General features: G+C 46.0%; 18 protein-coding genes. 10 read left to right on the top strand and 8 right to left on the bottom strand.

All coding sequences use genetic code 11. The annotated features are described in order from the left end of the window. Nucleotides 1-3 precede the first annotated feature (3 nt). The 5 genes from DVG78_RS01475 to ccoS all read right to left on the bottom strand — a co-directional run bounded on the left by DVG78_RS01475 (nt 4) and on the right by ccoS (nt 5,458). Complete coding sequence (locus DVG78_RS01475; RefSeq protein ID WP_114459290.1) at nt 4-438, bottom strand: FixH family protein; 435 nt, start codon at nt 436-438, stop codon at nt 4-6. Between the two features lie 80 nt (nt 439-518). Continuing rightward, a complete protein-coding gene (gene ccoG / locus DVG78_RS01480) occupies nt 519-1,931 on the bottom strand; it encodes a cytochrome c oxidase accessory protein CcoG (protein ID WP_114459291.1) in 1,413 nt (470 codons plus the stop codon). Nucleotides 1,932-2,000: 69 nt separating this feature from the next. Continuing rightward, a complete protein-coding gene (locus DVG78_RS01485; RefSeq protein ID WP_114459292.1) occupies nt 2,001-3,062 on the bottom strand; it encodes a cbb3-type cytochrome c oxidase N-terminal domain-containing protein in 1,062 nt (353 codons plus the stop codon). A gap of 65 nt (nt 3,063-3,127) precedes the next feature. Next, the gene (ccoN, locus tag DVG78_RS01490; RefSeq protein ID WP_114459293.1) at nt 3,128-5,275 is read right to left on the bottom strand and encodes a cytochrome-c oxidase, cbb3-type subunit I; all 2,148 of its coding nucleotides are present in this window, start codon (nt 5,273-5,275) and stop codon (nt 3,128-3,130) included. Nucleotides 5,276-5,293: 18 nt separating this feature from the next. After that, nucleotides 5,294-5,458 carry a cbb3-type cytochrome oxidase assembly protein CcoS gene (ccoS, locus tag DVG78_RS01495; protein WP_114070035.1) on the bottom strand — a complete coding sequence of 55 codons (165 nt, stop codon included), beginning with the start codon at nt 5,456-5,458 and terminating at the stop codon, nt 5,294-5,296. A gap of 315 nt (nt 5,459-5,773) precedes the next feature. Between ccoS and DVG78_RS01500 the strand changes: the two genes are divergently transcribed. After that, nucleotides 5,774-6,535: a hypothetical protein gene (locus DVG78_RS01500; protein ID WP_114459294.1), complete on the top strand. Its 762-nt coding sequence runs from the start codon at nt 5,774-5,776 to the stop codon at nt 6,533-6,535. Nucleotides 6,536-6,543: 8 nt separating this feature from the next. Here DVG78_RS01500 and DVG78_RS01505 read toward each other — a convergent pair whose 3' ends face one another. Further along, nucleotides 6,544-9,003 carry a heavy metal translocating P-type ATPase gene (locus tag DVG78_RS01505; protein WP_114459295.1) on the bottom strand — a complete coding sequence of 820 codons (2,460 nt, stop codon included), beginning with the start codon at nt 9,001-9,003 and terminating at the stop codon, nt 6,544-6,546. A 115-nt stretch (nt 9,004-9,118) separates the two neighbouring features. Beyond that, nucleotides 9,119-9,766 (bottom strand): hypothetical protein, encoded by a 648-nt coding sequence (locus tag DVG78_RS01510; RefSeq protein ID WP_114459296.1) that lies wholly within the window; start codon nt 9,764-9,766, stop codon nt 9,119-9,121. A gap of 75 nt (nt 9,767-9,841) precedes the next feature. Here DVG78_RS01510 and DVG78_RS01515 point away from each other — a divergent pair, with 75 nt between their 5' ends. After that, the gene (locus DVG78_RS01515; protein ID WP_114459297.1) at nt 9,842-12,223 is read left to right on the top strand and encodes a TonB-dependent receptor; all 2,382 of its coding nucleotides are present in this window, start codon (nt 9,842-9,844) and stop codon (nt 12,221-12,223) included. A gap of 100 nt (nt 12,224-12,323) precedes the next feature. Here DVG78_RS01515 and porX read toward each other — a convergent pair whose 3' ends face one another. Next, the gene (gene porX / locus DVG78_RS01520) at nt 12,324-13,886 is read right to left on the bottom strand and encodes a T9SS response regulator signal transducer PorX (RefSeq protein ID WP_114459298.1); all 1,563 of its coding nucleotides are present in this window, start codon (nt 13,884-13,886) and stop codon (nt 12,324-12,326) included. A gap of 211 nt (nt 13,887-14,097) precedes the next feature. Between porX and DVG78_RS01525 the strand changes: the two genes are divergently transcribed. From DVG78_RS01525 to DVG78_RS01560, 8 genes are all read left to right on the top strand, one after another. Further along, entirely contained in the window at nt 14,098-14,910 is an 813-nt protein-coding gene (locus tag DVG78_RS01525) for a universal stress protein (RefSeq protein WP_114459299.1), read from the top strand. 104 nt (nt 14,911-15,014) lie between these two features. Next, entirely contained in the window at nt 15,015-15,671 is a 657-nt protein-coding gene (gene pyrE / locus DVG78_RS01530; protein ID WP_199563175.1) for an orotate phosphoribosyltransferase, read from the top strand. A 13-nt stretch (nt 15,672-15,684) separates the two neighbouring features. Further along, nucleotides 15,685-16,434 carry a peptidoglycan editing factor PgeF gene (gene pgeF / locus DVG78_RS01535; RefSeq protein WP_114459300.1) on the top strand — a complete coding sequence of 250 codons (750 nt, stop codon included), beginning with the start codon at nt 15,685-15,687 and terminating at the stop codon, nt 16,432-16,434. A 55-nt stretch (nt 16,435-16,489) separates the two neighbouring features. Beyond that, nucleotides 16,490-17,407, top strand: coding sequence for an EamA family transporter (locus DVG78_RS01540; protein ID WP_114459301.1), 918 nt, complete (start codon nt 16,490-16,492; stop codon nt 17,405-17,407). A gap of 41 nt (nt 17,408-17,448) precedes the next feature. Next, nucleotides 17,449-18,060 (top strand): DJ-1/PfpI family protein, encoded by a 612-nt coding sequence (locus tag DVG78_RS01545; RefSeq protein ID WP_114459302.1) that lies wholly within the window; start codon nt 17,449-17,451, stop codon nt 18,058-18,060. A 149-nt stretch (nt 18,061-18,209) separates the two neighbouring features. Next, on the top strand, nt 18,210-18,707 hold the full coding sequence (locus DVG78_RS01550; protein ID WP_114459303.1) for a hypothetical protein: 498 nt from the start codon (nt 18,210-18,212) through the stop codon (nt 18,705-18,707). A gap of 101 nt (nt 18,708-18,808) precedes the next feature. Continuing rightward, nucleotides 18,809-21,358 carry a putative Ig domain-containing protein gene (locus tag DVG78_RS01555; RefSeq protein ID WP_114459304.1) on the top strand — a complete coding sequence of 850 codons (2,550 nt, stop codon included), beginning with the start codon at nt 18,809-18,811 and terminating at the stop codon, nt 21,356-21,358. Between the two features lie 7 nt (nt 21,359-21,365). Continuing rightward, nucleotides 21,366-24,464 carry a putative Ig domain-containing protein gene (locus DVG78_RS01560; RefSeq protein WP_114459305.1) on the top strand — a complete coding sequence of 1,033 codons (3,099 nt, stop codon included), beginning with the start codon at nt 21,366-21,368 and terminating at the stop codon, nt 24,462-24,464. Nucleotides 24,465-24,548 lie beyond the last annotated feature (84 nt).

Raw genomic sequence — 24,548 nt, forward strand, 5'->3', positions numbered from 1 at the left:
TTACTATAAATTTACGATTCCTTCATTCCAATATCCCATTTCTCCTGATTTCCAGTCGAATTGGATTCTGTAACGCCCCGCTGCCGCGTTTTGGGTTGGAATGTACTGGGTATTTCCTAAATCGGGCTGAATTTTTACGCTGAAATCTTTACTGTTGTCGGAAGGACAATAGAAGTTTACAACACCAGTTATGTTTTGTAACTCTTTGGGATAGTTGACTTTAACGCCTGCTTCTGTTACTTCCCAAACCAGCGGAGCCGCCAAACTTTTGGCGTTGTTGATTTTATCAATTTTACCTTGGTACTGAATTTCTTCTTCGTAATACTTATCCGTCACCAAGTCTATTTTTTGGACTACACTCATGCCCACCATCGTCAATATCAACAGGACAAACGAGCCATACAGAACCCAAATGCCAGTACCCCAAGAGATTTTCATAATTTTATATGGTTTGTGGAGAGTGGTTGGTGGCTGGTAATAGACAGATAAACCGCCCACTGTTCACCAGCCACCAATCGCTATTCTTCCGGTGCAATAAATGTTGTTTTAAATTCTTCCAGTTTTTCACTGCCCGCATAAATGGCCAATTTGACTTCCGTTCTGCGATTGGCAATTTCGGTTTTGGGAATGGTTATAAACACCGACCCTTCTACCATCCCTGCTCCGTCGAGGTGCAAACTGGGAATCCCCGCAAATTTCAGACTGCCTTTCGGAAAAAGAATCCGCATTTCGGGGTTGATGGCGTGATTGGTTTTATTGAAAAGTTTGAAGGTGTATAAATTACTGATGCTGCCGTCTGGATTCTCGATGTAGCGAGAGCCGGGCACCCGAAGCATGGTGGTTTCGGTGTCGTCGCGGGTCAGAATAGCGTAGCCCAAGGCCACCCATAATGCCGTTAAAACAACGGCGTATGCAATGGTTCTGGTCGTTATTAACTTGCTTTTGCCACTCGCAATGTTGTTTTCGGAGTCGAAGCGAATCAAGCCTTTGGGCAGATTTACTTTCTCCATGATGTTGTCGCAGGCGTCGATACAAGCAGTGCAATTGACACATTCCATTTGGGTCCCGTTGCGGATGTCGATTCCCGTAGGACACACATTCACGCACTGAAAGCAGTTGATGCAGTCGCCAGCGGTGCGCTCTTTGCCTTTGTGCAGTTTTTCGCGCGGTTCGCCGCGTTTGTAATCGTACGCAATAACAACCGAGTTTTTATCCAACAAAACACCCTGTAAACGTCCATAAGGACAAACTACGGTACAGGCTTGGTCACGTAGCCAAGCAAAGTTGAAGAAGAAAATCAGCGTGAACGCGCAAATTCCCAAAAACAGCGTCAAGTGCTCAGTGATAGGCTCCGAAACAATGCGCCACAAGCGGTCAACGCCGACAAAATAGCTCAATAAAAGATTGGCAATCAGAAACGAAACAGTCATGAAAACCACCACTTTGAGGGTTCTTTTGACGATTTTTTCGTTGTTCCAGGGGGCTTTCTCCAAGGCCCGCTGTGCTTTCCAGTCCCCTTCGATGACGTACTCAATTTTACGAAAAACCATTTCCATGAATACCGTTTGCGGACACGCCCATCCGCACCATACTCGCCCGAAGACGGTGGTAAAGAAAACGATAAACACAAAAAATGAAATCATCATGAGCCCAAAGAGCCAATAATCTTGTGGCCCGATGAAAATCCCGAAGATGATAAATTTACGCTCTAAGATATTGAAGAGAAATAAAGGCTGCCCGTTGACCTTAATAAAAGGCAGCCCAAACATAACGCTGAGTTGGAATATCGTGAACCACACGCGGCGATTATGCCATTTTCCCGTTGGTTTTTGCGGAAAAAACCAGTTTCGTTTGCCAGTAGTGTTGTCTACAGCCGCGAAATTATCGCGAAACGATTCATCAAAATCGGGGTGTGTATCGAGGGGATTCATGGTTGAGAATGTCAAAGTGGAATGGGGTGTCAGCATGTCAGAATTCAACCGACATGCTGACGTTCAATGTTATTTCAAGGCAACGGTGCTATCTGCTTTCGCTGCTGTTTCGGTATAAACTTCTCCTTGCGGAGCTTTGGGACTAGCGGGTTTTGTTCCTTTCAACGAAATAATGTAACTGGAAACCTGTTGCATTTTGAGCGGATTTAACTGCTTTTCCCACGAAATCATCCCTTTTTCGGGTACGCCGTATTTGACAGTTTTGAACACATTTTTGATGCCGCCACCGTGTAGCCAGTATTCGTCGGTAAGGTTCGGGCCTACTGTACCTCCACCGTCGGCCGCGTGGCAGGCGGCGCAATTGGCGATAAAAATGGCTTTGCCTTCTTCAATAGTTTTGGCATCAGTAAGAAGCGCCACAGTATTTTCGTTGATTTTGGCCGAGGCTTTTTCAAGGAAGGCGGCTTTTTTAGCTTCGATGACGAGCGTTTCTTTTTCAAGTTCGGCCATCGGCAAATCTCCCGCACCAGTTAGGTGATAATAAATCAAATATACAAAGGCGAACAAGATGGTACCTTGAAACATGAATGCCAGCCAAGGTGGCATACGGTTGTCGAGTTCGTGGATTCCGTCGTAGTCGTGACCGGTGATAAGGATACGTTGTTCATCTTCGAGCTGAACCCCGAAGCCCGTCCAACGTTGCCACCAACGTGCGCTGAACAGCGGTGCTTTATCGCCACGTAGGTCTTCGGCTGCTTGTTCGGAGGTTTGCGTTTTTGCCGAGATTTTTTTCAGCAACAACAACACCTGTACCAATACTGCAACCACGGCCGCGATGACCAACAGCAAAATCATCAAGATAAGGTACGTCACCAATTCTTTGTTTCCTGCTTTGGGAGCTTCTGCCTGCGCAAAAGCGCCTGAAGTCACAAAAAGGAGCAGAAGGGTAGAGAGGATGTTTCGGACGGTGCCGTCTTCCAGCGGAAGATTACTCATTTTTTGGATGGTCTGTTTGTCCATACGAAAGAGGTACCAAACCAAACCGATGAATAGACCGGTAAAAATGAGCAGCCCAATGAGCGGATAGATGGCCACTCCGTCGATTGCCTGGAGGTAGTTTCTGAATTTCATTTTTTATAGACTATTGGGTTTATAGCAGTGAGTAATGTGCATTTACTCACTGCTATTTTTTATCATTATTGAGCGGCTTTGATGTCGGTACCCATTCGTTGCAGGTAAGCAATCAGGGCGATTATTTCTCGGTCAGACTTGGCTTTGATACCGTCTTTTTTGAGATTTTCCGCAATTTGCTTGGCTTGTTCTTGGGCATCAGCGGTGGCTTTTTCCTCGTAGCCTTCTTCGTAAGGAACGCCCAACGTTTGCATAGCGCTGATTTTGGCCGAGGTAGTGCTCAAATCAAGCTCATCTTCCAACAACCAAGGGTATTTAGGCATAATGGAGCCTGGCGACATGCTGGTGGGGTCTTCCATGTGGTTGAAGTGCCACGAATCTGGATATTTGGCACCCACGCGGTGCAAATCAGGCCCTGTTCGTTTTGAGCCCCATTGGAATGGGTGGTCGTACACAAACTCACCCGCTTTTGAGTATTCGCCGTAGCGCTCGGTTTCGCTCCTGAACGGACGAATCATCTGTGAGTGACAGGTATAGCAACCCTCACGAACGTAGATGTCGCGGCCGTGTAATTCTAGCGGGGTATAGGGTTTCACACTTTCGATGGTCGGAACGTTGGATTCAACCATGAAGGTCGGAACCAACTCAATCACGCCTCCAATAATTACAGCAACTAAGGCAATAACGGTCAGTAACACGGGCTTACGTTCAAAAATACGGCTGTGCCAGTATTCGTTGGCTGGTGGGTTCCAGATGGAAGCCAAAGATGCAGAACGGGCGGTTTCGGTTCTGATGAGTTTGCCGTTGAGGGCCGTCATCATGAGGTTGTAAGCACCTACCAAGAAACCTACCAAGTAAAGTGTACCACCAAAACCGCGCAACACGTAGAAAGGCACAAGTTGGGTAACGGTTTCGAGAAAGTTAGGGTATTTTAAGAAACCTTCTTCCGTAAATTCTTTCCACATCGACGACTGTGTCCAGCCCGCCCAGTACATCGGTACTGCGTAGAATATAATGCCTAACGTGCCAATCCAGAAGTGGAAATTAGCCAATTTTTGAGAAAATAAAGGCCGTCCGTAAATGCGGGGGAATAACCAATACATGATGGCAAAGGTCATAAAACCGTTCCAACCCAAGGCACCAACGTGTACGTGGGCAACTATCCAGTCGGTATAGTGGGCAATGGCGTTTACGTTTTTCAGTGAAAGCATAGGGCCTTCAAAAGTGGCCATACCGTAGGCGGTTACGGCCACAACCATGAATTTCAGCACAATATCTTCCCGCACTTTATCCCAAGCACCGCGCAGGGTGAAGAGTCCGTTGATCATCCCGCCCCATGAAGGAGCAATCAGCATGATGGAGAAAACCACTCCCAACGATTGTGCCCAGTCGGGCAATGAGGTGTATAGTAAGTGGTGAGGACCAGCCCAGATGTACAAAAATATCAATGACCAGAAGTGAACAATCGAAAGACGATAGGAATAGATAGGGCGATTGGAGGCTTTGGGCAAGAAATAATACATCAGACCCAAATAAGGCGTAGTTAAGAAAAAGGCCACGGCGTTGTGTCCGTACCACCACTGCACCAATGCATCCTGTACACCTGCGTACCACGAATAACTTTTTGTCAAGGAAATAGGCAATTCTACACTGTTGACCACGTGAAGCATGGCAACCGTTACGAAAGAAGCCAAGTAAAACCAGATGGCTGCGTAGATATGCTGTACCCGACGTTTTACCATCGTCATTATTAAGTTAACCAACCCCGCTACCCAAACCAAAGCAATGGCAATGTCGATGGGCCATTCCAACTCAGCGTATTCTTTGCCAGTGGTTAGACCAAGTGGTAAAGTGATGGCGGCCGCGACGATGATTAACTGCCATCCCCAAAAATTGATTTGACTTAGTAAAGGGCTCCACATGGGGGTGCGGAGAATCCGGGGCGCGGAGTAATAAAGCCCCATAAAAAAACCGTTGCCGACAAAGGCGAAAATCACGGCGTTGGTGTGTAATGGTCGTAATCTACCAAAGGTAGTATACGAAATGTCAAAATTGAGGGCAGGGAATGCTAACTGAAAAGCAATAAGCACACCTACCAACATGCCGACTATCCCAAACACGATAGAGGCAATGGCAAAGTTCCGTACAATGACGTTATCGTAGGTGAACTCTTCCATTTCAACAGTAGCGGTCGTTTTGGAAATTGGTTCCATACTTTAGATTTGAGGAGTTTATGATTGAGGAGATGAATTTTTTTCATTGTCGTCGAATAAAATTCGAACGGAGGGCGTGTAATCATCGTCGAATTGACCCTTACGGACCGACCACACAAAGGCGATTAAAAACCCGACTGCCACGAGCAGACTGACTGAAAGGAGAAGGATAAGAGCACTCATAGGTGTTAAATTTTGCGTTTGTCGGGGTGTAAATGATGCGCTACACTTCCGAGCGGGTTGCCCAAAAGTAGCCGCAGCGCTTCCGAATAAAGATGAGGGATATCAGGGGTTGAAACTGACTTTTATCAGCTTTTTCGGATGATTGACGAATTGATGGACGATGGCCTCTCCTAAAAAAAGAAGGCAATTATTGTACAGTACCTAAATATGAAATAAGCCTTTAACGCACCGCAGGGCACCTTTCCCCACAAAAAAACGTTAGCGTGACTTTGAGTGCTTTCTCTGTGTACCTTTGTTGATATTTATAGTTTCTGGATGAATACGCTTTATTTTAAATTGGCCATGATGCCGATGGTCATTGGAATGATTACCCTCGTGAGCCGCAAATGGGGCAATAAAATTGGAGGGATTATCGGAAGTATGCCATGGGTGGCTGGGCCGATTTTGGTGTTTTTTATTGTGGAACAGGGGACGGCCTTCGGAATACGGGCCATTCCTGGTATTCTGACGGGAGTTGTGTCGTTGGTTGGTTTTTGTTATTGCTACGCGTTTCTTTCAAAGTCTCTTACTTGGTTGCCAACGCTTTTTATTTCTTACGGGGCGTTTGTCGCAACTGCACTCTTGCTGGACTCACTTCATTTGAGGCTTTGGAGTATCTACGGGGTCGCCGTCCTGAGCATTGTGGCTGCGCTGCGCTATTTTCCGCTCCCCGTCGCGGGAATTCCCCCGCTCGAACGAGCCAAAACGCCTAAATTCGATATTCCCTTCCGAATGTTGGTAGCCACCCTTTTTGTACTGGCCATTACTGCCCTGGCCAAGGGGTTGGGACCTACGTGGAGCGGTATTCTGACTCCATTTCCCATCATTACTTCTATTTTGGCCATTTTTACACACTATCTTCAAGGAAGCAACGCTACCATCACAATCATCAGGGGCATTATGATTGGACTGGTAGGGTTTACCACGTTCCTGTTTTTACAGGCCTTTTTCCTCCGAGAATTCTCCATAGCGATTTCGTTTTTGCTTGCCTTTGTAGTCAATGGACTCATCAATGCCGTGGCGATTCGAGTTTGGTAATATACATGTTAAAGCGCCCTTGCGGTGGCAACTCTACTGGCAATGGTGGTGTACAGCACGATGGAAATCGAGCTTGCTGGCATCAGAATGGCCGCAACAACGGGGGCTAATGTGCCCGTCAACGCAAAACTAAGCCCGATGATGTTGTACACTACTGAGATAATAAAACTCTGAACCACGATGCTTCGACCCGCTTTGGCGAGGCGTACGTATTGGGGCAAAAACGACAAATGGTTGCCTTCCAAAATGCCATCGCAGGCGGGCGAAAAATTGTTGATATTGTCAGAAACGGCGATGCCCACGTTACTTTGGACCAAAGCTCCCGCGTCGTTGAGACCATCGCCGACCATCAGCACTTTGCGGCCCTTTTGTTGCAATTGTTCAATAAATGTGAGCTTATCTTCGGGCTTTTGGTTGAAATGCAAGTGCGTAGCATCTCCAAATAGATGGCCCAACAAGGCTACATCCGTCGGTTTGTCGCCCGATAAAAGATACGTTTGATAGTTTTTATGCTTAAGGGCCTGGAGCGTATCGGATAGGTTATCGCGGTAGTAACTATGAATTTCAAAATAGCCGACTTGTTGTTCCCCAAAAGAAAAATAGACCCTGCTGTGGGCATTGGATGCTGTTGAGGGGGCTTCTGAAAGCCCGACAAAAGCGGCTGAGCCTAATTTTATGGGGCAGTTTTCGCCTAAGTTGGCCATGATTCCCTTGCCTTCAACTTCCTGAAAGCCCGTTAGGGTGGTTTCTTTGGGAACGGCTGCCAACAATTTAGAGATAAGTCGGCTCAGGGGGTGAGAAGATTGCTCACACATCGTACGCACAATGCGCCGCTGAATACGCGTAAGCGGCGTGCCTTTAAATTGGATTTGACCCGCGTCGGGCAAGGTTAAGGTGCCTGTTTTGTCAAAAACAACGGTGTCAATTTCGGATAAACTTTCAATGACTTTGGCATTTTTGAGGTAAAATTTATGCTTGCCAAACATCCCCAAAATATTGCCGTTGGTAAAAGTATCGGAGAGCAGTAAAGCGCACGGACAAGCCACAATCAGGATGGTGGTGATGGCGTTGATGCCGCGCGGCAAATCGCCCGCCCACATCCAAAAGACCAATCCCGCCAGGCCCAGTCCCAAGACCGTCCACGTAAAATAACGGTTGATTTGCGCCACCAAATCGCGGTCCTGCTTTTGGTTGTTTTGGGTGAATGAATCTTTGTTCCAAAGCTGCGTCAGATAACTTTGCGAAACCCGCTTGGTGACTTCCAACTCAATGGCGCCGCCCACCTGACGTCCACCTGCGTAGATAATTTCATTCCGCGTTTTTTCTACGGGTTCTGATTCTCCCGATACAAAGCTGTAGTCAATCATAGCCCGCTCGCTCACCAGCCGCGCATCGGCGGGAATCAGTTCTTTATTGCGAATCAAAATGTGGTCGCCGGGTTGTAAATCAGTGATGAGTATTTGGTGATTGGTGACTTGTGATTGGTGATTAGTAGTTGCTTCTTGCTCTTTGCCCAACAACGTTACGGCCACGGGGAAATAGGATTTATAGTCGCGGTCAAACGAAATAACTGAGTAAGTTTTGTCTTGAAAAAACCGCCCAAGCAGCATAAAAAACACAATGCCCGTCATGGAATCGAGATAACCGACGCCCGTTTGGGTGCCTATTTCGTACAAACTGCGCACAAACGTGACCAAAATAGCCAACGCAATGGGGGCGTCAATGTTCAAATAACGTTTCCGAATGGCTTTCCAAGCCGACACAAAAAAATCCGAAGCGGCATAAAAAAAGACTGGCAACGCCAGCACCACGCTAAAAATACTGAACAGAGATTGTAGCTTCTGGTCGGTTTGGGTGTCGCCCAATCCAAAATAATCAGGGAAGCTCATCATCATGACGTTGCCGAAGGCAAATCCCGAAATACCGATTTTGTATAAACGCGTTCGGTTGGTTTTGGGGGATTGGTCAGATTCAACGTCCTGAAGACTGATATAGGGTTCGTATCCGATGTAGGTCAACAGTTCAGCCAGTTGACTCAGTTTGATTTTTTCTTCATCAACAATAATCCGCACCCGTTTTTCTGGAAAATTTACCACCGCCGAAATAACGCCTTCCTGCAACCGGTGGAGGTTTTCGAGCAAATACACGCACGAACTACAGTGCATCTGGGGCAGGTACCAGTTGATGTGCGTTTGGCGGCCATCCGTAAATTGAATGATGCGCTGATGCACTTCTGGAAGGTCTAAGTAAGCGTATTTGCCTTTGTAGTAGTTTTTATCGGGTGAAACCCCCGGATTTTTTGTAAAATCGTAGTAACTGCACAGTTCGTTTTCCTGCAATAATTCATAGACCAATTTGCAGCCTTCGCAGCAAAAGGGTTTGTCATCGTGGACAATGACGGTTTCTTCACAGTCGGCTCCGCAATGATAGCAGGCGACTTCGACAGTAGGTGAAATGGATTGCGACATACAATGGGTATTTGTATTTGCCCAAAATTGCGTCGGGGACTGTCGTTAATATATGAGTATTGTCAACGTAGAAAACTGACTTTTGTCAGTAATTTAGAAAGATGAAAGGAGGGGATTAATTATTGCCATAATACTGCAAATAAGCAATGAGGCGGTCGTAATTGGCGCGTTCAACGTCATTGCCAAATTTGGCGAGATAGCTTCGGTATATTTCAATGAGTCGGTCAAACTGCGGGCTGTTGTTAAGTTTGGCGGCCACCGCTCCTTTAAAACAGCGATGCACCTGATTATAGAGGTATTTCGACGACTTTTGGGGCATAAGGTTCAGGATGCGGTCAATGTCGCCCACGTGCGTAATGGAAGCAAGAAAGCCAAAGCCCGAAAGCTGCATAAACTCCTTGATTGACTCGCAGGCGTCGGTCAAATCTTCGTCATTTTGAATTTTATAACGGAAGTAATTGACGTCGTTGTATTTGCCCGTGGAGATGATAATGGTATTGACATCAGAACGAAAATCGACCAAATTGGCATTTAAAAACTGCTGCGCTATTTGTTCTACCTGATCATTACGGCATCCAATGTGAACTTCTATCCACGCATCATTTTCTTTTTCGTATTCAGAAACCGAAAAAATGATGTTTGTGAAACCCGCGGGTGTATTTTTGCGGAATTGTTTTTTGTCCATCAACAATCGAAACCCTTCTGCTTCGAAAAAATCGTACAGGGCGTAGTAAAGCTTGGCTTCGGTTGTTTTGAGGCTCATTGTTTTGACTTTGATTGATAACTAAATTCCTTAATAGTAAGTTTACATTTGGCATTAAACAACGTAAGTATATTGATGAAACATATATCCACTGCTCATTTGAATTTTTCTTTAACAGTCAGCTTCTTTCTTCTGGTGACCGTTTTTTGCTTTTCTGGTTCACTTTTTGGACAAACAACCCTTACCCAAACGTTGCGGGGCGTGGTATTGGACATGGACAATAATCAGCCGCTTGCCAGGGCGAGCGTTACGTTGACGGGCACCGACAAAGGAACCATCACGGAGGCCGACGGTAGTTTTCGATTTACGGCGATTCCTATTGGTCGGTATTCGGTCCAAATAAGCAGTGTTGGTTTCGAAACGACCATTATTCCTGAGGTTTTATTGGAGGCGGGAAAGGAAAAAGTATTAACCGTTTCTCTCAAAGAAAGCCCTCAACAACTCGCCGAGGCGGTTGTGCGTACCGCCCGTCCTGTTTCGCAAAGTAGCATACAGAGCATTACTATTGAACAAACGTTACGTTATGCGGCTACTTTTTTTGACCCCGCCCGCCTCGCTACGTCGTTTCCGGGCGTAGTGGCGGCCAACGACCAAGCCAATAATTTGGTCATTCGCGGCAATTCTCCGACTGGAACGCAGTGGCGATTGGAAGGCATTGAGATTGTTAACCCCAATCACCTCAGCAATGCGGGAACGTTTAGCGACCGCCCGACGCAATCGGGCGGTGGAACCAATATTTTGAGTGCGCAACTCATGGAGCGCGCCGATTTTTTGACGGGTGCTTTTCCTGCTCAATACGGCAATGTCTTGGGCGGGGTGATGGACGTACATTTGCGCAAAGGCAATGACCAAAAGCATGAATTTACGACGCAGGCGGGTTTGATTGGCATTGACTTATCGGCTGAGGGGCCCATTTCCCGCAAAAATAAATCATCGTATCTGGTCAATTATCGTTATTCATTCACGGGACTGTTGGCTGCGATGGGCGTCAAATTTGGTGGTGAAGATATTCGTTTTCAGGACCTTTCGTTCAATCTGTCGTTCCCTACCCGCAAAGCGGGCCATTTTACCGTGTTTGGCATGGGAGGCGTGAGTAGTAATATGTTTAAGGCCGAGCGCGATACGTTGCTGTGGGAAGTTGAAAAAGACGGATTTGACATTGAATTTAAAAACCGAATGGGCGCCATCGGCTTGACGCATCAACTGAAAGTAGGCCGCAATTCTAACTTACGCACGGTGTTGGCGGCTTCGGCCTTGGACACGCGCCGCGAAGGTTATGTACTTTCAAAAAGTACCTATAATCGCTTTTTTGTTCAGCTGGACGCCTTTAAAAAAACGCGTTATTCGTTTTCGACGACCCTCTCTCATAAACTCAATGCGCAGTGGCAGCTACAGGAAGGCGTGTACCTGACCTATCAACAAGATTCGGTTAATATCAGCAATCGGGGGATTGCAAAGGGGGGAATGAAGGGACTGATTATTCAGCCGTACATCAACCTTACGGGGCGAATTGCCCCACGATTGACGATGCAGCTGGGACTTCATTGGCTTGAATATACCTACAATCAAACCAATTCGCTGGAGCCTCGTGCCTCCCTGCGTTATACCGCCAACAAACGCACTGCTTTTAGTTTGTCGTACGGCCTACACAGTCAATTGCAATTGCCGCAGACGTATTTGGCCCTCAAAAATTCAGCCACCCGCGACGAAGTATTTCCCAATGTTCGTTTAGGTTTTACCAAAGCACAACATTTTGTAGCAGGCTATGAGCAAAGCCTTTCGCTGCTTTCTTCGCTGAAAGTAGAAGTGTATTATCAATCCTTGTACAATGTGCCGGTGGCAAAAAATCCGTCGATTGTGAGCTACCGGGTCATTCCCGCTTTCTCGACTTTGAATCTGTTGGAAGGTTTTACGGATGGAGAATTGGCTAACACGGGGACTGGTAAAAATTACGGTATCGAAGTAACTTATCAACAATTGCTGCAAAATAATTTTTACGCGCTCATCACGGGTTCTTTGTATAATTCGAGGTATAAAGGGCAAGATGGAGTCGATAGAAATACGCGTTTCAACGGAAATCACACGTTCAGTTTGGCGGGTGGAAAAGAGTTTCATCATCGTCCTAACCGTACGTTTGGCGTTAATTTACGGGTTTTGTGGCTAGGGGGCTACCGCGATTCTCCGATTGATTTGGCGGCCTCAAAAAGCGCGGCCCAAACGGTGTACAAAGCCACGGAATTGTACACGATTAAGCTAAGGGATTATTTCCGTCCCGACCTGCGCATTTTCTGGAAACGCAATAAAAATAACTACACCCGGACGTGGTCCATTGATATTCAGAACGTGACGAGTACCAAAAATGAAGCCTTCAGTTACTACGATATTCTTCAACGTAAAGTGGTTCAGCAGTACCAGCTCGGGATTTTGCCAGTCGTGAATTATCGGGTGGAATTCTGAGATATTTGGATAAAACGGCGGTTTTGAGAAACCGCCTGCACGTAGTGTGGGGTAGGTTTTGAGAAACCTACCCCACGCACCTTAAAACGTTGTTCTACCTTTATTTAGGCTTCAAAAACACGAACGGTATAATCATTTCTTCAATCGAAACCCCGCCGTGCTGGAAGGTATCGCGGTACATGTTGACGTACTGATTGAAGTTGTTGGGATACGCAAAAAAGTAATCGCCGAGGGTGAAAACGTAGGCTGTCGAAACATTGAGTTTGGGTAAAAATAAGCGCTCAGGGCGACGGCACACGTAGATGTGGTTGTTGTCGTCGAAGCCGAGATTTTTCCCCTGTTTGTAACGCAAGTTGGTATTGGTTTCGCGGTAGCCTACGATTTTGACGGGTTTTTTCACCCGCGTCATGCCGTGGTCGGTGGTGATGATGATGCGCCCTTTTTTCTCCGCAATTCGTTGCAGAAAATCCATGATGGGGGAGTGCTGAAACCAAGACTTGGTGATGGAGCGATACGCGGCCTCATCGGGGGCTAACTCCTTGATCATCATCATGTCGGTGCGGGCGTGTGAGAGCATGTCCACGAAGTTAAAGACGACCACGTTCAGGTGGTTTTTCCAGAGGTTGGGAAGGTTGTCGATGAGGGTCTTCCCCTGATTTTGATTGATGATTTTGTTGTACGAAAACTTCACCTGCATTCGGTTGCGCTCAAACTGTTTGCGCAACAAATCTTCTTCGTGTTTATTGAGCCCTTCTTCGCCATCGGGGGTATTTTCGTCGTTTACCCACCAATTAGGGTATTGCTTCTCGATTTCGCTAGGCATAATTCCCGCAAAAATCGAGTTACGGGCAAAACCGGTAGTTGTTGGCAGAATTGAATAATACGAAGATTCTTCTTCGACCGTAAAAAACTCTGTTAACAGCGGCTCAACTACTTTCCACTGGTCGTAACGTAGATTATCAATCAGAATAAAAAACAAAGGCTCCGTCTGCTTCATCAACGGAAATACTTTGCGTTTCATCAGTTGATGCGACAAAATCGGCTTGTCGGCGTTGGGGTCATTGAGCCAGTCTTCATAATTGTCGAGGACAAACTTGCAAAAATTGTTGTTGGCTTCTTCTTTCTGGGTCGACAGAATCTCCTCCATGCTTTTGTCTTGCGTGTTTTCGAGTTCCAATTCCCAGTAAATCAGCTTTTTATACAATTCAACCCACTCCGCATGGCCGATGCGGTCCTGGTATTGCATGGCCAATTGTCGAAACTCCTGCATGTAGCTGATGTTGGTTTTTTCGCTGACCAACCGCTTGTTATCCAGAATTTTTTTGACCGAAAGGAGGATTTGATTAGGATTGAGTGGCTTGATGAGATAGTCGGCGATGCGGGAGCCGATGGCTTCTTCCATTATACGCTCCTCTTCGCTTTTGGTAATCATGACCACGGGAAGATTGGGGCGTAATTGTTTTATCTGCGCGAGGGTTTCGAGGCCTGAAAGTCCGGGCATATTTTCGTCCAGAAAAACGACATCAAATCGTTCGTTTTCTACTTTATCGAGGGCATCAGAACCACTATTGACGGGGGTGATGGTGTAGCCTTTGCCGGTTAGAAACAAAATATGTGGTTTTAATAAATCTATTTCATCATCTGCCCAAAGAATATTTGCCATAAGATAGTTGATAAGATGTTTTGATTGAAAAAATAAGAAGGAGCTTATGCGGTAAAAATCAAAGCTCAAAATGTACCTCTCCTAACGCCTTGCCAATTGAATAATTGTTTGTAGAGTGACATAAATCATCAAACATAACTGCCAATAATCATATTTTAAAATAGCTAATGGACGGAAATTGCGGAAGATAACCAACAAATCCATTCATCCAATGAAAACGATTCTTGTACCTACCGATTTAAGCGATGTTTCTGAATATGCCCTAGACGTGGCCGTTGAGGTTGCTAAAAAGCACAATTCAACCATTGTGTTGCTCAAACGTTTGATTTTTCCGACGGTAGAATATACCATGATTGATAATGATTTTTATGACGGCAAGGAGGATTATTACCGTTTTCTGACCCAAGAATCAAAAGACCGGCTCAAAGACATGATTGATAGACCGGCCTACGCGGGTGTTAGTTTTAAACTGAAAGTAGTAAGAGAAAACGAAACGCTGGCCGAGGCCGTTTTGCACCAAGAAGCAGATTTGGTAGTGATGGGTTCGACGGGGGCGAGCGGTTGGAAAGAATGGACGAAAGGGTCTAATGCAGAGCATGTGGTACGAAAAGCAACCTGTCCAGTGTTGGTCGTAAAATCACCCGTGAGTGAGTTTAATAATGTTGTATTTGCCGTTGATTTTGAAAATGAGCAGTTTGTGAAAACCTCCACAAAATTGTTGGATAAATCAAACATCAATCCTCATTTTGTGTATGTCGACAACGGCACCAAAATTTTTGATGAAGTGGCATTGCGCGAAAAAGTTGGGAAATGGGCCCTTGAACTGGGTTACAGTTCTTATCAATTTGAGATTGTCGAAGCCAATACCATTGAGAAAGGCATCTTAAATTATGCCAGAAAAGTGGAGGCCGACATTATCGTAATGTATACCCACGGCCGCACGGGAATCCAACATTTTATTTACGGCAGTGTGGCCGAAGATGTGGTCAATCACGCCGAAATGGCCGTGATGGTGAGCCATTAACGGAGAAATTTTATTCCTTGCGCTTTTAAAAGAATGGCTGGCATCCCCAACCATTCTTTTTTTATGCGTAGTTTTGCAGGATTAAAATCATCTTTACACCGTTCATGCAAACCACTGTAGCCGTGAATCGACCGGAAGTAGCCCGCCAAGTTGCGGCGTATTTATTAAACATAGAAGCGATTCAACTTCGCCCCGCGCAGCCCTTCAAATGGAGCTCAGGCTGGAATTCACCCATTTATTGTGACAATCGTCTGGCGCTTTCGTTTCCTGAAGTGCGGACTTTCATCAAAAACGCCTTGGCAGGAGCCATCAAAAGCCATTTTCCAGCCGTTGAGCTTATTGCGGGAGTAGCTACTGCGGGTATTGCGCAGGGTGCTTTGGTGGCCGATGTGTTACATTTGCCGTATGCTTATGTGCGTCCCGAACCCAAAAAGCACGGGATGGGCAACCAAATCGAAGGTCGGGTCTTGGCGGGTCAAAAAGTAGTAGTGCTCGAAGACCTCATTTCTACGGGCGGAAGCTCCCTCAAAGTAGTAGATGTACTGCGCGAAGCCGGCGTGGAGGTGTTGGGAATGATTTCGATTTTTACCTATGGTTTTTCCATTGCCGATGAAAATTTCAAGCAAAAAGGCGTCGAATTGGTGTCGTTGAGCAACTATGATTGCTTACTGACCGAAGCCCTCAAATTAGACTATATCGAGTCAAGCCAATTGGAAACACTATCTAAATGGCGGGAAGATCCCGGAAGCTGGGATGCGTAAATCACTATAAATGATGCAATTATTTCACTCTCCTACCATATTTCAACGTTTTTCGAATCTTATTGCAGCAGAGAGCAGGCGCCACGGTGGGGTAAGCGCGGCTCCTTTTTCGTCGCTTAACTTGGGTATAAATACCAAAGATGCGCCCGAGAATGTGCTAGAAAATCGACGACTTTTTTTTGAAAAGTTGGAAATTTCGGAAGCCAGACTTGCCTCCTCTCATCAAGTACACGGAGACAGCATTCAAATAGTGACCGAACCGGGCCGAACCGACGGCTTTGATGCGCTCGTCACAGATGTGCCAGAAGTTGTGCTTGGGGTCACCGTGGCCGATTGTACCCCCGTGCTGATTTATGACGCTCATCGTCGGGTTGTTGGGGCGGTTCATGCTGGATGGCGGGGCACGGTGTCTCAATTGGTGTACAAAACCCTCGAAACCATGCACGCCGAATACGGCACTGCCCCGGGTGATTGCTTTGCCTACGTGGGTACGTGCATCGATGAAAATGCTTTTGAAGTGGGAGAAGAAGTAGCGGAGCAGTTTGCTGATAAATTCAAACGGTTTGATACGGCTAGGGGAAAGTATTTGGTGGACTTAAAACGCGCCAATGCCGCGCAGTTAGAAAATTTTGGAATTCCTTCGGAGCGGATTGAAATATCACCCTATTCAACCATTATCCATAATGACGATTATTTCTCCTATCGTTTGGAAAATGGCCAAACGGGGCGGATGTTGGCCGTCATTGGGATGAAAAATGCGTAAAAATAGGGTAGACGTTTTTGGAAATAAACAACCTCGCTCGGGCTAACATGATACAATGCAACAATCCTCTTCTGTAAAACTTTGGGCCAATCTGGTCATTGTGTATGTCGTATGGGGTTCGACCTTTTTGGGGGTTCGCTATGCTATTGAAGTGCTACCGCCGTTGCTGACCAATGCCATTCGGTTTCTGGTGGGAGGTGTCATTTTCTTTTTGTTTACGCTGCTTCGTGGGTATTCTGTTCCGACTGTAAAGCAATGGCTTTCAGCAGCTTGGATTGGAATGCTTTTGAGCGGTGTCGGAAACTGCGCCGTTGCCTACGCCATTGGATTTATGCCAACGGGGTTGGTGGCGCTGCTGGTAGCCACGCTGCCGGGCTGGATGGTGGGTTTGGATTATTACTTCTTTGGAAAACAAAAACCTTCGTGGCTGACGGTGGTCGGCTTGGGTGTCGGCCTGATTGGAATGTATATTTTACTAAATCCGGGAGAGAACCTCGCCCAACGTGAAATTCCCTTATTCCCCGCTTTTTTGGTTTTTATCGGGTCAATTACTTGGGCGTGGGGGTCGTTACAATCCCCGTATTTAGACATGCCTCCCCAAATGCAAACTACCGCGATTCAGATGTTGGGAGGGGGTGTTTTCTCCTTGGTTATGAGCTTGTTTTTGGAGCCAAACGGCTTTAAAACCTTCGATAACATGACCCATCAAACCTACATGGCCTTGCTTTATCTGATTGTGATGGGTTCTTTTGTGGGGTATTCGGCTTACGTTTGGTTGTTGCACCATGCGGCACCTTCTTTGACCGCTACCTACGCGTATGTCAATCCAGTGGTGGCCATGATTTTGGGGTGGCTAGTGGTAAACGAAAAATTAAGCACCCGCTCGCTGGTCGCTTCGGCGGTGGTTTTGACAGGAGTAGTTTTGATAACATTTGGCCGAAGAGCTTCGGCCAAAGCTGGTAATTTGCGTTAGTTCATTTCTCTGACCATTTCTAACAAAACCCATACGTTCCCATGACCCGAAATGTAGCCATTTTCTTATTCGATGAGGTAGAAGTGCTCGATTTTGCGGGCCCTTATGAGGTTTTCAGCGTAACTGGATTACGGACGTTTACCGAAAAACTCTTTCACGTGTACACAGTTGCTGAGAAATCTCCCGTGGTCGCCCGCAACGGACTGACCGTTATCCCCGATTATTTGTTGGATACTTGTCCCAAACCTGACCTGGTTCTTATTCCGGGTGGAGGCGGTTTTTCTCCCGAAGGAATTGCTTTTGGAAGTCGCCGAGAAATGGACAATCCAGTGGTGTTGGAGTGGGTAAAAAAGCACGCTGCTCACGTTGAATTGGTTCTTTCGGTCTGCACGGGGGCCTTGATTTTGGGGAAAGCGGGGCTGTTGGAAGGACTGAAAGCCACGACCCATTTCAAAGCGTTGGATGCCTTACGGGCCATTTCACCAGCTATTGAGGTATTGGAAGGAGTTCGGTACGTTGACAATGGCCACGTCATTCTCTCTGCGGGCGTATCGGCAGGAATAGACATGTCTTATTACGTAGTTAGTAAATTGTTGGGCAAAGATGTAGCCGACGAAGCGGCGCGCTATGCCCAATACGATTATTGGCAATAATAGAACAAAGCCTATTCTAAATGCCTTGCTAAGGCCTTTCAATGGGGAAAATAACCGTTTTTGGGTGTTTTTATTTGCTTATATTTGACTAATTTTATACTTTGTTTCGTTGTATTAATACAGAAAACCATTCTACAAACTTTAGTGATATGAAAAAATATCTTTACGCTGCACTATTTATTACTTCAGCCATGTTGGCAGGATGTTCAAAATCTGAGCCAGAACCAGAACCCGCCGAGCAGGTCATTGGGAGTTACACCGTGGATAAAGTTACGGTTGCTTATAAATATGTCGACTCACCTGTCGAAGAGTCACAAAGTTATATTTTTCCGTTTAAGAACAATCAGGGCGAGTTAACGGCTATTGTTGATGTTTCCAAAAGTGCTTCGAATATAATTACCCTTACTTATGTAGAAACTGCAAAATATACGAATGGACAAACCGAGACCAGTAAAGATGTTTACAGTAGCATTGAGTTAAAACCAAGTGAGACAGCATCAGGTGTATTTGATATGTACAGTGCTGGGGTTAAAAGTGGAACTGTAGGTGGGGGTAATCTTAATTTTGAAGACATTACAAGCTTAAAGGATACTGTAGGTCGTGCTTTAACATTTGCCTTCCGTATTTCAGGGAAGAAATCAAAATAATTTATTTAGGGGGAATTATAAAAAGTTAGCAGTTACGCAATTACATCAATATTGCACAACTGCTGACTTTTTACGTTTTTAATAACCTTAACTTAATCTAAATGAGGCAGTTGAAGCGTAGATATTTGTGGGGTTTTTGGATTGCTTCGCTATTGTATTCCTCCCTTACTTTTGCCAATGATCAACAGCGGTATTTGGCTGTGTTGCTTTTGAATACCAACCGGTCGTTGGATGTAGACTTAGATTTGCTGGAGGGCGGGGTCAAAGCAGGGTGTAATGCTGTTCATTTAACCATCTACTGGGATCAGGTATACACAACCGCTACCTCACAGGCTGACTGGCGTAAGTATGATAACCAAATTAATCTGGCCCAAAAATTGGGGGTAAAAATAGCCCTTCGAATCTTGGTAGGGCGGCATGTGAGTCGGATTCAGGGGTTTTGGGACAACGAACACCGCCAACGTGACCAGCAAGGACAGGCCTTGATTTCGGGCTACAGCGCTACCTATTTTAGTTATGCCCATCGCCCTTCGGTAGAAAAAGCACGGGCGTTTATCAAAGAAGTTTGCCAACGTTACAACAATCTGCAACAACAAGGGATAATTTCGTGGGTATCGGTTTCGACGACTCCCACGCAAGAGACCGGGTATTTTCACGAAAACGCGCCTGAAGGCTATAATTATCCGACGGTTTTTGATTATTCACCCGTGATGCAGCAGGAGTTTCGGATTTGGCTAAGCCGCAGGTACAAAAAAATTGAGCGCCTGAATGTTTTTTGGCAAACGGAGTACAAAAGTTTTGAAGAAGTGACACCTCCCGTATCACTTAAATACCGCGAACAGGTCTTTTGGGGGCAATCAGGCCGAGATTGGTACGTTTTTCGTCATGCCATCTTCAAACAGTTTGTGGAACAAACCACCCAAACCATCAAAAGTGTAAACAGCTCTTACCGCGTTATCACAGATTTTGGTTCGGTCTTTGACCAAATCAGCGTGTTTAACGGCACACTGGCTTTCCGTGATTTGAATCGTTCGACCGATGGGGTCAAAATCAACGACGATTTGCAGTATGATCACCGCTTTTCAACCGATCTTTTAAGGAGTAACGTTTTGCCGGGCCAATGGGTACTGAATGAGGTATATCCTGATCCCAAACATAACCCAGAATTGATTACTCGCCAAATTGATGAAAATTTTGAACACGGTGCGCATTGGGTCAGTGTGGTCATTGCTACCCAGGCGGCGCTGGACGTTGTACGGCCCATTATTCAAGCCAGCGTTCCTAAATGGCTCAAAAAACCGTATGCTGAGGTATCACCAGTGGCTTACATGGATTATACGCTTTCGCGGGTAGTGGAGTTTGGTTATTATAGCGGCGGGGTGTATGGAGAATGGCTGAACCGGGCGGGGCATGAGTCCAACCGAAAGCCAGTGGCTATTCGGATGGTGGAAGATTTATTGGTCGATTCTCTCCAAGGGTCTATCAATCAGGTGCCTGTCGTCAGAAATTCGTTACCCACAAAAATTGCTAAGGTCAATAGTGCGTTTTCCTATCGCTTGAGTTCAGAAGTTTTTGCCGATAGTGACGGAATCATAGATACCGTTGTTATCAACAACTTACCCGCTTGGCTGACGTTCAGAAACAACGTTTTTGCGGGCACTCCTCCCCAAACAGGGAGCTTTACCATGCTCCTGCGTGCTACCGACGATGACGGTGCTTCGGTTGAAACTAATTTTACCATAATCGTTAATAATGTTGGCCGTACGAACCAAATTCCGATTGTTCAAAAACCTATTCAAAATGTAAAAGGAGTGTATAAACAACCCTTTACATTCACTTTTTCTGACAGTACTTTTGTTGATTTTGATGGTTTTATTACGCGTTTAGAAGTCACTGGATTACCCTCTTGGGCGCAGTTTCGACGCCGAGAAATTCGGGGGCTTGCCGATGCCGTGGGCGAATATACCATCACCGTACGCGCCTACGACGACGAAGAGGCCGTGGCCCAAACCTCCTTTAAGATTACGATTAGCTATCCCGTCGTTTCGTTTGATTTGATTCAGGCTGGCCGAGTGGGGGAGCGTTTTTTAATCAAAAGGCTTCAAAATGAAGAGGTTCTGTCCTCGTCCGACCTGCCTCCTTTGTTGAATATCTATGCTACTTGCGACGCCGTTTTTGATGAATTTGAGCTGCAATTATCGGGAGCACACGTTCAAAAAGCCCAATCAGAAAGTTCTCCTTTTTCGCTTTTTAGGGGCGATGGCGGCTTTCCGACGGTGGTCGGAACGTACCAAGTCAAGGGGAATGCTTATTTTCAAAAAGAGCTGATTTCTTCGGCTACCTATCGTTTTCAGATCATTGCCACCGACCCGCTGACAAAACTGCCGATTTCGTTGGCCGACTGGGCATTGTTTCCCAATCCCTGTTATCAATTTTTGAATGTAAAACTTCCTGATAATGTGTCGATTCAAAAGATTCAGTTGGTGAATGTGCTGGGGCAAACTCAGCCGATTCTGGACAATGCTACCTCTATCGTTAATCAACTTTTAAGTATTAACTTAACCGACTTCAAACTGCCTGCTGGTGTTTATTTTTTAAAATTGCAGAAGGAGGATTCTTCGTGGCAGGCGTTTAAACTGATAAAGCAATAACCATACAATGTTGAGTTTGATATTGACGATTGTTTACAATAAAACAAAAACGCTGACGGCACTCCTTTTTTTGGGATTTTTGGTGCTGCCACTAGCCTTGAAAGCGCAGAATACTGATACCCAGCGATACGTGGGTTTGCAATTGCTTAACCTTGACCCGCGCCCAGAAGCAGGGATGGATGTCATTGAGGCGTCGATTGCCAATGGTTGCAATTTAGTTGCCCTCACCATTCAGTGGGATGAAGTTTACAAAGACAATACTTCTCCGCCCGATTGGCGTCAGTACGACCGTCAGATTGAATACATTGCAAAGACCAATGCTAAAATAGCGTTACGCATCATTGTGGGCCGACTTTATTACCGGTTGGATGGTTATTGGACGGCCAAAGAAACCATGAAGGATGATTTGGGACGGCCTCTTTCGGGGGTTTATGGCCGAACTTGCTTTAGTTTTTCGCATCAACCTACGGTTGCCAAATCCCAAAATTTTATCAAAGAAGTGTGTCAACGCTACAACGCCTACCAAAATCAGGGTAAAATTTTGTACGTTTCCTTCGGTAACTTATCGACCCAAGAGCTTGGGTATCCACATGAGACCAATTTTGAAGGCGGCAAACAATACCTTGCGGGTTTTGATTATTCCGATTCATCCTTGGATTCGTTTAGGGTATGGGCCGAAAAACGCTACAAACGCATCAATAAACTCAACTACCATTGGGGAACAAAATATGCCTCATTTAAAACATTAATGCCGCCAGGAACGGCGTACAATCCTTATCCGACCTATCGAAAAAAATCGGGAAAAGATTGGTACCTATTTTCGCATTCGCAACTTCAAAATTATATCGACGGCACAATTAACGGCATTAAGCAAGTAAACCCACAGTATAAAATTGTCAACGAATACGGTGCCGTAACGGCCGATTTTTCGGCCATGATGATTGCTTACTCCTTCAAAACGCTCGACGCAAAAACGGACGGAACCAAGGTACACAATGACCCCTATTACAATCACCGTTGGGTAACGGACGTGATACGCTCTAATCGACCCGCTAATAAATGGACGGCAAACGAAGTGTTTTACACACCGCAAACACCGACCGACTTGTTGAGGCGCCAGTTTAATGAGTGTTTTGAGCATGGCTCCAAGATTGTAACGCTGGTGACGGCGGGGCCCGAGCCAGGGGCGATGCGTTTGATTCAGGAGATGGCGGGCCGATGGCTCAATACGCCGTTGTCGGAAATCAAACCGCAACATTCTATTTCTTACACTTTGACCGAAGCCCTTGATTCTACCATGAAAAATGTAGAGAAGAGATGGGTTGAAAAAGTTGGGTCAAATCCGCAACCCGTTCACATTGAATTGGTTGAGGATATTTTGTCGGAAGAGTACTGGAAGCCCCTCAGCGTGAATCTGCCGCCTGTTATTGAAAATCAGGTCACCGAGCGGGCAAGTAAACCCCGCAAAGCGTACAGTTATACCTTGCCCAAGGATGTATTTGCTGACCCCGACGGGGATATTGTCAAAATAGAAGCCCTTGAAAAACCCCAGTGGCTAAATTTGAACAACGGGGTTCTGTCGGGAAATGTGCCAGATGTAATCGGTGACTACAAAATAACCCTCCGCGCCACCGACGATGAAGGAGCCACGGTGTTGATGAGTTTTAATCTCAAAGTGACCAACATAAACGTTAAACCTATCGTTAAACGTCCCGTGCCAGACTTTGAGACATCACTCCAAAAATTGGTGTTTTATCAATTCCTGCCCGACCATTTTGACGATCCCGATGGTGTCATTGTACGGATACAGGCCAGCGGGCTACGCCCGTGGATGACTTATAGCTCCAAAGAGTTTTCGGCGTATCCGCAGGAGCAGGGCACATTTACCGTCAGCCTTCGAGCATACGATGACGACAGCGCGTTTGTGGAAACGTCGTTTAAAATAAAAGTGCTTAACATCCCTCCCGTGGCCAAACAGCAATTGCCCGAAAAAGTGATTGCGCGTGGTAAAGCGTTTCGTTTTAAGATTTCGCCCAACCTTTTCAGCGACCCCGACGGAGAGATTGTCAGGGTAGGAGCGGCCAAACTGCCCGCGTGGCTTACGTTTAACGGGACGGAACTGCGGGGAACACCCCCAGAATTGGCAACGTATCGGGTTGGAATTCGGGCGTATGATAACGGCGGCGATTCGGTCGAAATACCGTTTGTGATAAAAGTAGACGTGCAAGGTGCCCAAAATTCTCCCCCTCTTGCCCGCTATACGTTACCGAATGTGCAGATGTTTGCTACGCAAAAGTTTACTTACCGTGTTCCTGATTCATTGTTTTATGATACCAATGGCTACGTTGACCGAATCGAAGCGCCCAACTTACCCGCTTGGCTGTCGTTTCGTAACAATGAAATATCGGGAGTGGCCTTACAGGCAGGCACTTACACGGTCACGGTCAGGGCCATTGACGATGACGAAACGGCCACCAATGTTACCTTTAAAATCGAAGTGCGCTACGCAAATATCAGTTTTGAGTTGATTCAGGCGGGAAAAATTGGCGAACGGCGGTTTATCGGGCCATTGAGCAACGGTGACGTACTTCAGGAAGCGACTATTCCAGACAAAATTACCATCTATGCCAATTGCGAAGTTCCTGCCAAGAGGGTATTGCTGAAATTGACGGGCCCTTATCAACGGGAAATCACCGCCGAGCGCTTTCCTTTTGCTTTGTTTGATGAAACAACAGGTTTTCCCCCGATTGCGGGGAGTTATACGTTAGAAGCTTCGGCTTTTAACGATTCATTGCAGGTGAGCGCCGCCACGATTCGTTTTACGATTAAAACAACGCAACCTTTGACGGACTGGCAAGTATATCCGAATCCTTTTTCAAATGTCTGTAATGTGAAATTGCCTGATTTGCTGGATATTAATGCTTTGAGTTTTAAGTTGATTGCTTTGTCGGGTCAGGAAATAATGATGGCTAAACGTCAGATAACCGTCGTCGATAAAGTCGCTTATATCAATTTGTCAGATACTCAGTTGGCAAGTGGTACGTATATATTGCAGGTTTTTGAGAACGAAACATTGCTGAAAGGAATTAAAATAGTGAAGCAGTAAAATGCTCAAATTGGAAGCAATTTTGTTCTCTTTTTTAGATAAATCCTATTTCGGGTAATCAATCATCGACGTTTTTCTGAATAG

The organism is Runella aurantiaca (genome assembly GCF_003339505.1).
Classification (GTDB): Bacteria; Bacteroidota; Bacteroidia; order Cytophagales; family Spirosomataceae; genus Runella; species Runella aurantiaca.

What these genes read in the sequence shown, in the direction of transcription:
- DVG78_RS01475 (WP_114459290.1), bottom strand. Translation starts at nt 438, where the DNA reads ATGAAAATCTCTTGGGGTACTGGCATTTGGGTTCTGTATGGCTCGTTT.
- ccoG (WP_114459291.1), bottom strand. Translation starts at nt 1,931, where the DNA reads ATGAATCCCCTCGATACACACCCCGATTTTGATGAATCGTTTCGCGAT.
- DVG78_RS01485 (WP_114459292.1), bottom strand. Translation starts at nt 3,062, where the DNA reads ATGAAATTCAGAAACTACCTCCAGGCAATCGACGGAGTGGCCATCTAT.
- ccoN (WP_114459293.1), bottom strand. Translation starts at nt 5,275, where the DNA reads ATGGAACCAATTTCCAAAACGACCGCTACTGTTGAAATGGAAGAGTTC.
- ccoS (WP_114070035.1), bottom strand. Translation starts at nt 5,458, where the DNA reads ATGAGTGCTCTTATCCTTCTCCTTTCAGTCAGTCTGCTCGTGGCAGTC.
- DVG78_RS01500 (WP_114459294.1), top strand. Translation starts at nt 5,774, where the DNA reads ATGAATACGCTTTATTTTAAATTGGCCATGATGCCGATGGTCATTGGA.
- DVG78_RS01505 (WP_114459295.1), bottom strand. Translation starts at nt 9,003, where the DNA reads ATGTCGCAATCCATTTCACCTACTGTCGAAGTCGCCTGCTATCATTGC.
- DVG78_RS01510 (WP_114459296.1), bottom strand. Translation starts at nt 9,766, where the DNA reads ATGAGCCTCAAAACAACCGAAGCCAAGCTTTACTACGCCCTGTACGAT.
- DVG78_RS01515 (WP_114459297.1), top strand. Translation starts at nt 9,842, where the DNA reads ATGAAACATATATCCACTGCTCATTTGAATTTTTCTTTAACAGTCAGC.
- porX (WP_114459298.1), bottom strand. Translation starts at nt 13,886, where the DNA reads ATGGCAAATATTCTTTGGGCAGATGATGAAATAGATTTATTAAAACCA.
- DVG78_RS01525 (WP_114459299.1), top strand. Translation starts at nt 14,098, where the DNA reads ATGAAAACGATTCTTGTACCTACCGATTTAAGCGATGTTTCTGAATAT.
- pyrE (WP_199563175.1), top strand. Translation starts at nt 15,015, where the DNA reads ATGCAAACCACTGTAGCCGTGAATCGACCGGAAGTAGCCCGCCAAGTT.
- pgeF (WP_114459300.1), top strand. Translation starts at nt 15,685, where the DNA reads ATGCAATTATTTCACTCTCCTACCATATTTCAACGTTTTTCGAATCTT.
- DVG78_RS01540 (WP_114459301.1), top strand. Translation starts at nt 16,490, where the DNA reads ATGCAACAATCCTCTTCTGTAAAACTTTGGGCCAATCTGGTCATTGTG.
- DVG78_RS01545 (WP_114459302.1), top strand. Translation starts at nt 17,449, where the DNA reads ATGACCCGAAATGTAGCCATTTTCTTATTCGATGAGGTAGAAGTGCTC.
- DVG78_RS01550 (WP_114459303.1), top strand. Translation starts at nt 18,210, where the DNA reads ATGAAAAAATATCTTTACGCTGCACTATTTATTACTTCAGCCATGTTG.
- DVG78_RS01555 (WP_114459304.1), top strand. Translation starts at nt 18,809, where the DNA reads ATGAGGCAGTTGAAGCGTAGATATTTGTGGGGTTTTTGGATTGCTTCG.
- DVG78_RS01560 (WP_114459305.1), top strand. Translation starts at nt 21,366, where the DNA reads ATGTTGAGTTTGATATTGACGATTGTTTACAATAAAACAAAAACGCTG.